A 12,598-nucleotide genomic window follows, 5' to 3' on the forward strand; every position below is an offset into this window, starting at 1 on the left:
TCTGACCGACGCTCTTCTTGAGCGGCGCGGCGAGTCGCCGCCCGATGACAAGGAGGAGCGACATGCAACTGAAGCTGAGATTCGCCGAGGAAGACCGCAAGCGGCCTCCCGACCCACCCGCCTGGGAGACGCTGGACGCCGAGGCGCGGGCGGAGGCGTTGCGCCGGCTCGCCCTCGTGATCGCGCGCATGCTGACAGTGAGGGAGGCCGGTCATGACTGAACACAGCAAAATCGCCGCCGGTCACCAGGCCCGGTTGGCTGTCGTCTACCTGCGCCAGTCGAGCGCCTCGCAGGTGGAGAACAACCGTGAATCGACCGAGCGACAATACGGGCTGGCCGAGCGGGCGCGCGAGCTGGGTTGGCCGGACGAGCGTGTCCTGGTCATCGACGAGGACCTCGGCCTGTCCGGCGCAGGCAGCGTCATGCGCGCCGGCTTTGCCCGGCTGACCAGCGAGGTGGCGCTGGCCCGGGTCGGCATCGTGCTTGGCCTGGAGGTTTCGCGACTGGCGCGCAACAATGCCGACTGGCACCGGCTGATCGAGTTGGCGGGGCTGACCGATACGCTGATTGGCGATGCCGACGGAATCTACCACCCGGCCCTGTTCAACGATAGACTTTTGCTCGGTTTGAAAGGCGCCATGAGCGAGGCCGAATTGCACGTCCTGCGCGCCCGCCTCGATGGCGGCATCCGCAACAAGGCAGCGCGCGGCGAATTGCGCCGCGGCCTACCGATCGGCTTCATCTGGGGGGACGAAGACGGCGAGATCCTGATCCATCCCGACGAGGCCGTCGCCCATGCCATCCGCACCGTCTTTGCCCGCTTTGCCGAGCTCGGCTCGGCGCGCCGCGTGTGGCTGTGGTTCCGCGAGCAAGGAATGAAGTTCCCGCTGTGGCTTAATGCACGCACAGAGCTGCGCTGGGGCGAGGCCAGCTACCACGCCATTCACAGCGTGCTTGCCAATCCGGTCTATGCGGGCGCCTATGTCTATGGCAAGAATCGCCGAGAGACGGTGCTCGACGAAACCGGCGCGCGGCGCAAGCGGATGCGCAAGCTGCCGATGGAAGACTGGCAAGTGCTGATCAAGGACCACCACCAGGGCTATCTCGACTGGCCGACCTTCGAGGCCAATCGAGAGCGCATGGCGGCCAACACCCAGCCCCGGACGCACGCCAAGGCGCAGGAACAGGCCGGTGGCGCCGCCAGAGAGGGCGGCGCCCTGCTGCAGGGCATTGCCCGTTGCGGCCATTGCGGGCGACGGCTGCACACCCATTATCGCGGCCGCACCGTGACGCCGGGCTACCATTGTCCCGGCAAGGTGGTCGTCGAGGGCAGAGGCGTCCATTGCCTCAATGTTGGCGGCGGGCAGATCGATGAAGCCGTGGTGGCGGCCTTCCTGGAAGCGCTGGAGCCGGTGTGCCTGACCGCCACGCTCGAAGCGGCCGAGCGGCTGGAGAACGATCGCGAGGCGGCCCTCAAGCAATGGCGGCTCGACGTGGAGCGCGCCGTCTTCGTCGTCAACCGCGCCGAGCGCCGCTATTGCGCCGTCGATCCCGACAATCGCCTGGTCGCCCGCAGGCTCGAGCAGGAGTGGGAGGAGGCGCTGCGCGCACTGGAGGCGGCAAAGGCGGAACTGGCGCGGCGCGAGGAGCAGCGTCCGCGCGTCCTGTCGGCCACGGAGCGGGAAAAGCTGCTTGCCCTCGGGGCCGATCTGGCGAGCGTTTGGCACGCGCCCACCACCACGCCGCGTGACCGCAAGGAATTGCTGCGCACTCTCCTCGAGGAGGTCACCCTCCATATTGATCGCGGCGAGGCAGCGGCGCGTCTGGTGCTGCGCTGGAAGGGCGATGCTACGAGCCGCCTCACCGTCGCCTTACCGCGCTCGCGACCGGCGACGGTTCGTACCGACGAAGATACGCTGGCGCTGCTGCGGCGGCTGGCACCGCATTACCCCGACGCCGTCATCGCCGGCGTCCTCAACCGCCAGGGTCGCCGAACGGCGTACGGCCACCGCTTCGATGCCAATCGCGTCGGCTATCTGCGCAACCACTGGAAGATTCCTGTCTGCAAGGCCAAGCCGCCGGCCGCCAACGGCGACATCGTCACCGTCCGTCAGGCCGCCGCCAGCCTCGGCGTGGCGCCGTCGACGCTCCACCGCCACATCAACGACGGCCTGATCCAGGGCGAACAAATCACGCCCGGCGCGCCCTGGCGCATTCGCCTAACCCCGGAGCTCAAGGCCCGCTTCCTCACCACACCCGGCCACGGCTTTGAACCGATCCGCGATGCCATGGACACCCTCGGGCTTTCCCGCCAAAGTTTGTTGCAGCGAATAAAACGCGGCGAACTGGACGCCGTCCATATCGTCCGCGGACAGAGAAAAGGTTTATGGATCAAGACCATAGATCACGATCCCACCCTCTTCGAACACACTTCATGAACCAGGGGGCATTATGACAATGGATCCAAGAACTGCTGGATATCAGCGTCCAGTATGAAGTTCACCTTTCGCTTTTCGATCCCGACCGCGAGTGCGTCCAGCGCATCGTGCTGGCCACGTCCGGGCCGGAAACCGTACGAGAACCCGAGGAAGTCTTCCTCGTAGATCGCGTTCAGCACCGCGACCGTCGCTCTTTGGACAATTTTGTCCTCAAGGGCGGCGATTGCGAGCGGGCGTTGGCGTCCGTCCGGCTTTGGTATGTACTGCCGCCGTGCGGGGCTTGCCCGGTATGCACCTCTTTGGAGCCTATCGCGCAGATTCTCGATCAGGGGATCAAGGTCCGCTTCGTAGGCTCGCCATGTCAGCCCGTCAACGCCGGGGGCTGCATCACGCCGTAGGGCGTAAAATGCCGTCCTCAACGTTTCGAGATTGAGATGGTGAAAGAGGCTGGTGAACCTCTCCTGCTTCCTAAGTCTTGCGACTTGCCGTATGCGTTCCAGCGCATGTGACACGCTTTCCCGGTCCTGTGCCCGGCGCGTGGTTTGCTGATCCGCATTTCCCTTGGTCGTTGCCCTTGGCTCCACTGACTCCGCAGCCGGTTCCCCGGCCTTGTTCGTCAGCTTCATAGCTACTACGGCAACGTCTGACTTCTCACGATCGTTCATCATCGGCTCATGCTTTCGCTTTCCCGATGCGGACCAAGGAAGGTGATACCGCCTTGGTCAATCGTGAGATCTCCCGGTTCCCGAACAAGGAATTTCCGCACATGCCAGGTTCTACGACCACGCCGAGTTGGTCGGGCACTCGCAATAACGCGCCCTACCATGTTGCCTTCCGGAGCATCCACGCCGTCGGCACTCGAGATTAGGTCCCTTACGCGGCTCAATGGCTGGCCTATGCTTTCTCCTACCGACGCTTCACCGACGACCTCGCGGGCGTCGGCGCACGGCTCGGAGCCAAGGTGGATTGCTACTCCTTCACTGAAATGGACTTTCACCATTCTATTCCTTGCCGGTTTCTCCGGCGCTCGGACACGGGACCGACGGCCCCCGACGAGGAGTGCCGCTTTCCCGGCTAGGGATCGTCACCTACCTGGGCCGAAACACCTTTGAGGTTCGGTGGCGGCAGCCGTGGAGCCCGTCCCGCATAGGGAGCCATGCAAAATAAGGACTTCGCTTCATGTGGGCATCTATGGGTCATTTATTGGGTAAAGCCGTTACGCAAAATGGCAGAGGTGGGGAACGGTCACCCCGCCGCTTCCGAACCTGATGTCTGGACCGGAAAGGCTTCGGCCGACGTCTGGGGCCGTTGAGGTGGAAGCGGGCGAAAACCCCTCGAGGCTCGCGGCGCTGAACATCGAGCCGCATGAAGAAGCCGGATGTAGTCAGCGGTTGTTACCATCAACCGGATCCAGCTACTTGTTGCATCGGGCGCTCTTATACGTCCGCATATTGGGTCAGCTTGACACCGCAGAAGCGCACAGTGTCTCCCAGTGTTTTATCAGGCAGCGGAAATCGGCTTTCGGAAGAGAGCCAGCAGGCAGTCTTCATTGATCGACGCGCCCCGGCACTCGATGCACTCGATCTCGGTCAACGATTCCTTCAGCATGGCGATGGTGGTCTCTGAACCAGCAGCGTGCCCCCAGCGTTGGCAATTGGCGTCACGTGCCGACCCGAAAACCAGCTGCCCGCCTGGCGCAAGCAGACCTACCAGGTTGCGGACTGCCGCGCGGATCTGAACGAGGTCTCCGACGTAGTAAAGAACCTCCGCAACGACGATCAGGTCGAACAGCTCATCACTCGAAAACTGTTGAACATCGGAAATTATCCAGCTGATGTGCGGCGTCTCCTTCATGCGTAAACGTGCTCGGGTAATCGCTGGCTCCACGACATCGATCACAGTGAGCCGCTGGCAAATGGGGGCTAGCCGCTCCGTAAAAGCGCCGGCAGCGCACCCGACTTCGAGCGCATTCGCGACTCGACCTTGCGCAAGTGACAACCGGAGAATTTGGGTGTGGCGCTCCCGCTCGAACGGGTTGCCATCGAGCCGCCATGGATCGTCTGCGGCCATTTCTCGATTCAGCAGTTCATGATCGATTTGGGTCAAATTCGCACCTAGCTAAGGCAGCAATCACCGGCGCTGCAAATGCCGTCAGATGTCGGTAGGGTCGGGACCGTACTGCGGGCCGAGGCAGTTGATTTCGGTCACGCTCCTAATTGGGTCCGCAGGATTGGCAAAATTGATTGTTTGGATGACAACCATCCACGCAGTGAACACATCGAAGGCGGAATTGGGCGTGGATTCGCACACACACGGCGATTGACACGTTGACGATCCGCGATGGAAGAGGCTCGCGGCATTCAGCAGCCCCGTCTTCATCAAGCTGATCCCGCGCAGCCGCGACCGCTCCCATCGAACCACACGCGCCCGCCTGCTACGACGCCGCACGCTGATGCTGAGACTATGGTGACTGGGGTTTACCGCCTCAGCACGGCCGCAATGCCATGACGGACAAAGGGAAGATGTTGGCCGAGGCGCAGCCCCACATGCCTTGCAAGCCGTGCCGCCGGATGCTCGCTTGAGTAGAGTCCGACGAGGATATTCGTAGCATGGTAGAGCGGCGCCGCCGACAGGCGCAGTCGGCTTTCATATCTGTGGAGCATGTCGGGGTCGGCAATGTCGCGACGGTCGCGCCATGCGGTCTCTATACCCCGGGCGAGCTGCTTCTGGCCGCCAAGGCCGATGTTGAAGCCATGCGCGGTCACCGGGTGCATGCCAATGGCAGCGTCGCCGATCAATGCGAAGCTCGGCGCCCGGAACCTGTGCGCCCAGGTCGTGGCCAACGGATAGATATAGCGTTGGCTTGCCAGGCTCATGTTGCCGAGGCGCCCTCGACAGCGCTTTGTCAACTCCCTCAGGAACAACTCGTCGTCGAGGGCAAGCAGTCCGTCGGCCTCGTTTGAGGGCAAAGTCAAAAGCAGCGACGACACGCCTGGCGCGAGGGGCAACATCGCCACCGTCTGATGGTGATCGAACCATTCGATCGCGATCTGGTGGTGGGGGCGCTCGTGCCTCACCCGGCAAATCAGCATCGAGTTGCCAAGCCGATTGATATCGGCGCCAATGCCGAGCAGATTGCGGGTGGCGGAAAAACGCGAATCGGCTGCAACGAGAAGGCGAGCGCTCAGCTGCCTGCCATTGGAGAGCGTTATCACTGCTCCTTGACGGCTGTTTGTTGCACGCACGACCGAGTGGCCGCACAGCAGCCGGGCATGGCCCCGCAAGCGGATGATCTTGAACAGGGCATCGCGGATCTGGCAATTCGGGACCAGAACGCCCAGTGGTTCCGCGGATCCGGCGGGGGCATCGAAACACAACGCAAACGGGCTCGATCCGTTGAGGACGCGTGCGCCTTGAAGCGGTGACTTGTCCGAAGCGGAGATAACATCCCAGGCTCCGAGCTCGCGAAGGATTCCAATCGAGGCGTGGGTGAGCGCGATCTCGCGGCCGTCGAAAGCCGGACTTGCCAGTCTTTCCAGGGCCTGCCCTTCCACAACCGCCAGTTTGAGCTGGCTATAGGCAAGCGATGCGGCGAAGGAAAGTCCGACCGGCCCGGCGCCCACGACAATAATGTCGAAGCTGTCGTCACAGCCGGCCATCAGCGTGCCGCCAGCGCGTCGGTTCTCTTCGTGAGATGTTGGGGGAGTCGAGCCGCAGGTCGTGCATCGATTGCGCTGTGATCTATTGCCCGCATCGCCTCAAGCGCGGTTCTCACGTCGGTTCCTGGCTGGTGAAGCGTCATTTGCCTGCTGTATGATCTGGATTGTCAAGATGATGGGAGCGACGACCAGGCTGTCGGTCAGCCCATGCGTTTTCCCGTGAAGGACTGGGCGATCAAACCACGCCGACAAGGGCGTGGCCTTGATCTGGGTCAGTCGAGGCCCAACCGGCGTCAGATGACGTCGATCCAATCCAGTCATGCGCCAGCTGACCCCATGACGACGCCATGGCACCAGCCAGCCCAAGGGAGAACCAGGCGTCTGATCTGGGGAAGGCTGTTTTAAGGACTTTTTGCGAGATCAGCGAATAACCGGCTCGCCATGGAAGCGCCGGCGCGAGGGCGGCGAGACGCCGAAGCCGACTTCCATCATCAGCCGTGGCGTGCGCGAAGGCACGGTGCCCATATGGAAGCCGAACGGATCCTCGACGAAACCGAGACCGGCTTCGCCGGTCAGCGTGACGGGACTGTCATCGCCATAGACCTTGAGAACCTCCTGCGCCGGATGGCCGACAAGCAGCGTGAGCTGATGCTTGATGGCGCGGCGGTTATGACTGCCACGGACATAAACATGCGGGCCGGTGCCCTCGTCGACCGGCGTCAGGTAGAAGAAGAATTTCAGCATCCGCCAGTCATCGAGATCGAAATGATACTTGCCGAGCGAGGCACGGTTCTTGTCGGCGTCGGAAGCCTCGCTGGTCGGGAAGCTCCACCACACGCGTGTGGTGATCAATTTCGCCTCAGCGCCCAGATAATGCGCGGCGATGTCGAGCAGCAGCGGATCGTTCTGGATGGCGACCGCTGCCTTGCAGCCGAGGATGTGTTCGAAAAAGTGGCCGCTGAGCAAGGGGCGGCCGAAACGCTTCTCGGCCTCGGCATGGTCCTCAGCCATGAATTCGAGACGGCGATCGAAATTGCCGAAACAAGGCGTGTAGCGGGCGAAGGCGGCGATCTCCTTATGGATGGAAGTCGGCAGGACGAGCCCGCAAAACAGCCCGTCCGACCGCAGCGCCTCGACAATTTCCTGGCGATCGACGCCGGCAAACATGGTGTCGTGGGCTTTTTGCGACACGCGAACCGGCTTTGCCCCACGCCAGTGCATCCGGCGCGCCGGCATGGTGCGGGCGAGCACGAACATCGGCAGCCATGCCGGGTTCTCGCGAATGTCCGACAGATAGGTCGGAATGCACACGGCGATGCGGCGCAGCACGCCGCCGTTTCGCGCGATGGCCTCGAGACTGGTGGCGCCGGATTTGTCAGGGCTCGAAAGGGTCATGAAGGTCCTCAGCTATGAATGCAATATGATATCGACGAAGCATCGGTTCTCACTGCCTCGCCGCTGGTCCAAGCCCGATTCCCGCAACGGAAGGACGTGTAGGCGCGCGTCGGTTTTTGTGCAATGCACAATAGCCTTGCGCGTGGCAAATCTGTTCGGATCGCCGTGCGCATCAGCCAATATCCAGCGGCAGGCAAACGAGGCGGCGGCACTTGAAAAGAGCCGCCGCCCGGCTTGGCAGCTATTGGCGGACGAACAGCGGCTGGACGCTCGCCCATTGATCGGCGGTGCGGAAGCCGCCGCGTTTCGTGTAGCTTTCGACCGGGAATTTCATCCAGTTGGGCAGCCAGTTGTCGATCTTCTCGCGGCCGTTCTCGCCCGACAGGCAATCGCGGATGATCTTCTTTTGCGTCTTGACCTTCTCGGCGACATTGCCGTCGGCGACAGGCTTGCCGGCGAGGTCGGCCAGCATTGCATTGGCGATCTCCCTGTCGCGCAGCAGGTCGAAGAAGGCGTCGTCCGCTTGCCACCACGCGCCCATGTCGATGCCCAGATGGTTGCCGAGGGCCTCGACGACGGCGCTGCCGGCTTCGAGCGTCTCGGCCATGACAAGGCCGAGAACGCGCATGACGTCGTCGTCGCAAAGTGCCAGCAAACGGGCAAAGACTGCGGCAAGCGCAAAGGCGTCGCCATTGCCGCCGGCTATCGCACCCTCCTCGTCCGGCGCACCGAGCAGGGCAAGAACTTCGCGCCGTTTTTCGGCGAATGCGGCTTCGGCCTTGCAGGCTGCGATGCTTGCCGCCACCGCTTCATTGGCGGTGCGCTGCGGCTCGACACGCACCTGCCACAGGCCCGAACCTGTGACGGCATGCGCCACCATCAGGCGCAGCGCGACACAAGGATGGTCGAGCATGGCGGTACGCACGGCACCGTGGCGGTGCAGATCGACATAGTTCTGCATCGGCCCGGTGAGTTCCGGTCGCGACGGCTTGGCGGGGGTTTCTTCGTGCGCGCCGCCCTCGCCTTGCGCGCGGGCGCGGCGGGCTTCCTTGCGCGACAGCCAGCCCTCGTGGCATTCGACCGCGCCGCGATGCGAGACTGAGATGAAGACCTTGCCGCCCTTCTTCCTCGGCGTCTTTTCGTGGTCCCATGACTGGAAATGCTGGCCCGGTTCCAGCACGGCCACCTCGGGCCAGCCGGCTTCCAGATAGGCATCGCGTTTGGCGGCAATCGCCTCGTTCTGCTTTTGCCAGAACAGGTCGGCATCGGCGAAATAGCTGTCCTCGCCGAACAGGTCGCAGACGATCAGGCCCGGATAGTCCTCGATGGGGAACAGCGCCACCTTGGTGGAAATCGACTGGCCGCCGAACAGCCATTGCTTCAACTGGTGGCCGCGCGGCGCGTATTGCTCGGGATCGGCATAAAGCGCCAGCCAATCCTTCTGCTGCGCCTTGGAGGCCATGGTCAGATGGCGCGCCGTCTCGGCGTCGATGTCGGCGCGCCGATAGGCCTCGCGGATCTTGGGCAGAAGATCGCCGAGCGCCAGAATGCGTTTGACCAGAAGCTCGGTGACGCCGAAGGTTGCAGCGATATCTGGAATGGTGCGGCCTTCCCTCATCAGCCGCGAAAACGTCTCCCACTGCGACACCTCGTCGGGATCGAGCCGGGCGAAGTTTTCGATCAGCGAGGCCTCGAGCGCGTCGGCGTCGTCGCCGTCTTCCATGATGGCGCAGGGCAAGGCATTGCCCTGGCCGCGCTCGTCGGCGAGCGATTTGGCGGCGAAATAGCGGCGCCGGCCGGCGACGATCTCGAAGCTTTCCGGCGTGCCGTTGGGCCGCACCAAAAGCGGCACCAGGACGCCGCGCGCGCGAACCGACGGCAGGATGTCCGACACGTCGGGCGCGCGTTTGGAATGGCGCATGTTGAGCGCCGAAATGTTGAGCTTATCAAGCGGAATGTGGGCAAGTTGCATGGTTTGTCTCCTTCGTTGCGGGGTGGGATTGCCCCGCCGCAGAGGCTGCAAGCCGGCGCGGCGGGACGGTTTTCGCGCCTAGCGGCGCGTCTGTTCCGCCGTGTCGGGCGGAAGCTTGGAATGGGCGTTGCCAAGGGCCTCTGCCGCCTGTCGCAGCAGCCGGTCGGCTTCGGTGATGTGGCCGGCGCTGCACGCTGCCTGGGCGTAGACGGAGAGCGGAAAGCGCGGCTTGAAGCAGAGGTCGCGCTCGATGCCGAGGCCAAGCCGCCCCTTGACGCTTGCAAGCTCGGCAAGACTGACGCTGCCGAGTTCGGGGAAGCCGAAGCCGAGGTCGCAAAGGCCGAAAAGGGTGTCGCCGTCGGCGTCGAGTTCGGTGAGAAGCCAGGTCGCTGGGCCGGTAGGATCGAACAGTTTGACCACCGGGACATGGTCGGTTTCGGTGTCGGTTGCGCCATTGGCGAGCAGCAGGGCGCAAAGCTCGTCGGTGATCAGGATCATGGGAAAACTCCTCTCAAAACAGGGCGCGTTGATTTCTGGCGTCATCGAACAGCCCGATATCGAGCGGCTTTTGCGCCGCGCGTGGGCGCATCGGCGCGTCGGCCAAAAGGGCGAGGCGGTCGCGCGTGGTGGCTGGACACCGGGAATGAGCGTCTGCTCGCCTTGCGGCGTTGGCTCGGTCCGCAGGGTGTCGGGATCGCGCGCGCTCATGCCGCGATCTCGTCTTGTTGCGCGCGTTCGGCCTCGGCGTTGAAGCCCAGAAGAAAATCGGTGGCCTTGGAGGCAAGGCTGGCGGCGCGGAAGATGGCGCGATTGTCATCGCGCAGCACCTTCAGCCATGTGCCGATATAGTCGGCATGGCGCACGGTCGGCTCGATGCCGAGGGTCGAGCAGACAAAGGCTGCGGTGATTTCGGCAACCAGTTCCTCGCGCGCATAGGTCTTGGAACCGAAGGCGCCGGAGAGGTCGCGCGCCAGCCGCGCCGGGTGGCCGGTCCAGTGGCCAAGCTCGTGTTAGGTCACATCTCCATGGCGTCCTTTCTGTCATCTCCCTGATGGGGAATCAGGACAGTTTCTACGTATGAGACGCTGCTCCGCCTTTCGCGGGGAGCGGGCCCGAGGGCCTGCTCCCCGCGAAAGGCGGGTCGCCCGAATTGGAGAGCCTTTGGCCGAGCTATTGTTCACTTCCGATGAGTTTGCACCGAACGGTATGTCAGTCCCTGGCGTGCCGATGCTCCTCGACCGAGAGATGCGTCTGGTCGAACCGGCTTGTGCCTGGTTGCTGCACATTGCGCTCGTAAGAGGACGAACACGCAGCCGGCAGACATGGCGCACTTATGGTGAAGCCCTTTACGACTGGTGGCAGACCCTCGAAGCGAATGAGTGGATATGGGATGAGGTCGGCGTCGCGGAAATCGCTGCGTACCGAGATCGGATGCTCTTTCGTAAGCGGTCAGCCGATAACGTCAGGCCTAAAGTTCCAAGGCATGAGCATTTCGATTTCGGATGCCGGCCAGCCTTGAGCGATGCGGGTCAAGGTCTGCGAGAGCCAGTCGAGCGGATCGACGCTGTTCATTTTGCAGGTTTGCAGCAAGGTGGCTACCGTCGCCCAGGTTCGTCCACCGCCGTGGCTGCCGGCGAATAGACTATTCTTTCGCGTGATCGTCTGGGGCCTGATTGCACGCTCGACGATATTGGAGTCGATTTCGATGCGACCGTCCATCAGAAAGCGTTCCAGCGCCTCCCGCCGGGTGAGCGCGTAGCGGATCGCCTCGGCGGTCTTGGATTTTCCGGAGACCTTGCCCAGTTCCGCTTCCCATAGATCGAAGAGGCTCGCGACAATGGCCACGGACTTTTCCTGACGTAGCGCGGCGCGGCTTCCGGCATCCTTGCCGCGGACCTCGTCCTCGACCTTCCACAATTCGGTCATGGCGATGATCGAATCCGTCGCGGCCTGCGAGACCCCGCTGATGTGCAGGTCGTAGAATTTGCGCCGCAGGTGAGCCCAGCACCCGGCGAGCCGGATTGTTTCATTGCTGCCGGCTTTGGCCCGTGCCTTGACCAGGTTGGTATAGGCCGAGTAGCCATCCACTTGCAGGATACCGCTGAATCCGGCGAGGTGGCGCGCCACGCAATCCGCACCTCTGCTGTCTTCAAAACGATAGGCAACCATTGGCGGACTGGTTCCGCCATAGGGTCGGTCATCCCGTGCGTAGGCCCACAACCAGGCTTTCGTGGTTTTCCCGGAACCAGGGGCAAGGGTGGGCAAGGTCGTCTCGTCGGCGAAGACCCTTTCGCCCTCCTTGATGCGCTCCAGTATGTAATCAGCAAGCATCTGCAGCTCGAAGCCCAGATGCCCCATCCACTGCGCCATCAACGACCGGCTGATCTCGACGCCGTCGCGCAGATAGATCGCCTCCTGCCGATAAAGCGGGAGGCCGTCGGCGTATTTGGAGACGGCGATATAGGCGAGCAGCCGCTCCGTCGGCAGCCCGCTTTCGATGATGTGCGCCGGCGCCAGAGCCTGGACCACGCCGTCACGGCCCCGGAAGGCGTATTTGGGACGGCGCGTGACGATGACCTGGAACTTCGGCGGCACGACGTCCAGCCGCTCGGATCGATCCTCGCCGATCAGAACCTTTTCAAGCCCCTCGCAGTCGGCCGGGATTTCCGGCTCGACGACCTCCTCGATGCGTTCGAGGTGGGCAGCAAAGCCCTTGCGCGGACGCGGGGCGCGCTTCGGCTTGTTCCCGACCGCGCGGTCGAGTTCGCTCCGGATTTCCGAAAGGCCGGTCTCGACCTCTTCGAAGGCAAAGGAGGCCTGCTCGTCGTCGATGGCCAGGCGTAGCCGCTCGGAACGCGTGCCATGTTGCGTGCGCTGTAAAACTTTCAGGATTGACGTGAGATTGGCGATCCGCTCGCTGGCGCTTTTCTCGACAGCTTTCAGCCGGGCGACCTCCGCCTCAGATGCTGCGATCCGAGCGTCGGCGACTGCGATCCGGGCCTCGCTTGCAGCCTGCTCGCGAGCCATGGAAAGGATCATCGCCTTCAGCGCATCAACGTCGTCGGGAAGGGCAAGACCCGGTAGAACCATGGCAAGCAACAGAGCACAAAAACAGCCGCTTTCCCAACCGTTC

At 63.1% G+C, this 12,598-nt stretch carries 9 protein-coding genes and 1 pseudogene; 2 read left to right on the top strand and 8 right to left on the bottom strand.

Annotated features, from left to right (window positions below):
* The first annotated feature begins 62 nt into the window (after nucleotides 1-62).
* Both JG739_RS29450 and JG739_RS29455 read left to right on the top strand, forming a co-directional pair.
* Nucleotides 63-221 carry a hypothetical protein gene (locus JG739_RS29450; protein ID WP_202364472.1) on the top strand — a complete coding sequence of 53 codons (159 nt, stop codon included), beginning with the start codon at nucleotides 63-65 and terminating at the stop codon, nucleotides 219-221.
* The gene (locus tag JG739_RS29455) at nucleotides 214-2,439 is read left to right on the top strand and encodes a recombinase family protein (RefSeq protein WP_202364473.1); all 2,226 of its coding nucleotides are present in this window, start codon (nucleotides 214-216) and stop codon (nucleotides 2,437-2,439) included. The genes JG739_RS29450 and JG739_RS29455 overlap by 8 nt, the downstream gene beginning before the upstream one ends.
* A gap of 11 nt (nucleotides 2,440-2,450) precedes the next feature.
* Here JG739_RS29455 and JG739_RS29460 read toward each other — a convergent pair whose 3' ends face one another.
* From JG739_RS29460 to tnpC, 8 genes and pseudogenes are all read right to left on the bottom strand, one after another.
* Nucleotides 2,451-3,104: a reverse transcriptase domain-containing protein gene (locus JG739_RS29460; RefSeq protein ID WP_202364474.1), complete on the bottom strand. Its 654-nt coding sequence runs from the start codon at nucleotides 3,102-3,104 to the stop codon at nucleotides 2,451-2,453.
* Nucleotides 3,105-3,939: 835 nt separating this feature from the next.
* Entirely contained in the window at nucleotides 3,940-4,509 is a 570-nt protein-coding gene (gene nodS / locus JG739_RS29465; protein ID WP_244749996.1) for a nodulation methyltransferase NodS, read from the bottom strand.
* 407 nt (nucleotides 4,510-4,916) lie between these two features.
* Nucleotides 4,917-6,098 carry a 5-demethoxyubiquinol-8 5-hydroxylase UbiM gene (gene ubiM, locus JG739_RS29470; RefSeq protein ID WP_202364476.1) on the bottom strand — a complete coding sequence of 394 codons (1,182 nt, stop codon included), beginning with the start codon at nucleotides 6,096-6,098 and terminating at the stop codon, nucleotides 4,917-4,919.
* Between the two features lie 420 nt (nucleotides 6,099-6,518).
* Complete coding sequence (locus JG739_RS29475; RefSeq protein ID WP_202364477.1) at nucleotides 6,519-7,493, bottom strand: hypothetical protein; 975 nt, start codon at nucleotides 7,491-7,493, stop codon at nucleotides 6,519-6,521.
* Nucleotides 7,494-7,734: 241 nt separating this feature from the next.
* Nucleotides 7,735-9,465 carry a ParB/RepB/Spo0J family partition protein gene (locus JG739_RS29480; RefSeq protein WP_202364478.1) on the bottom strand — a complete coding sequence of 577 codons (1,731 nt, stop codon included), beginning with the start codon at nucleotides 9,463-9,465 and terminating at the stop codon, nucleotides 7,735-7,737.
* Nucleotides 9,466-9,543: 78 nt separating this feature from the next.
* Nucleotides 9,544-9,963: a DUF2958 domain-containing protein gene (locus tag JG739_RS29485; RefSeq protein ID WP_202364479.1), complete on the bottom strand. Its 420-nt coding sequence runs from the start codon at nucleotides 9,961-9,963 to the stop codon at nucleotides 9,544-9,546.
* 206 nt (nucleotides 9,964-10,169) lie between these two features.
* A pseudogene (locus tag JG739_RS29490) lies at nucleotides 10,170-10,475 on the bottom strand (zincin-like metallopeptidase domain-containing protein); the annotation flags it as partial.
* 439 nt (nucleotides 10,476-10,914) lie between these two features.
* The gene (gene tnpC / locus JG739_RS29495; RefSeq protein ID WP_183445373.1) at nucleotides 10,915-12,555 is read right to left on the bottom strand and encodes an IS66 family transposase; all 1,641 of its coding nucleotides are present in this window, start codon (nucleotides 12,553-12,555) and stop codon (nucleotides 10,915-10,917) included.
* Nucleotides 12,556-12,598: the final 43 nt, after the last annotated feature.

Origin of the sequence: Mesorhizobium sp. L-2-11 (assembly GCF_016756595.1) — a bacterium.
Taxonomy (GTDB): domain Bacteria; phylum Pseudomonadota; class Alphaproteobacteria; order Rhizobiales; family Rhizobiaceae; genus Mesorhizobium.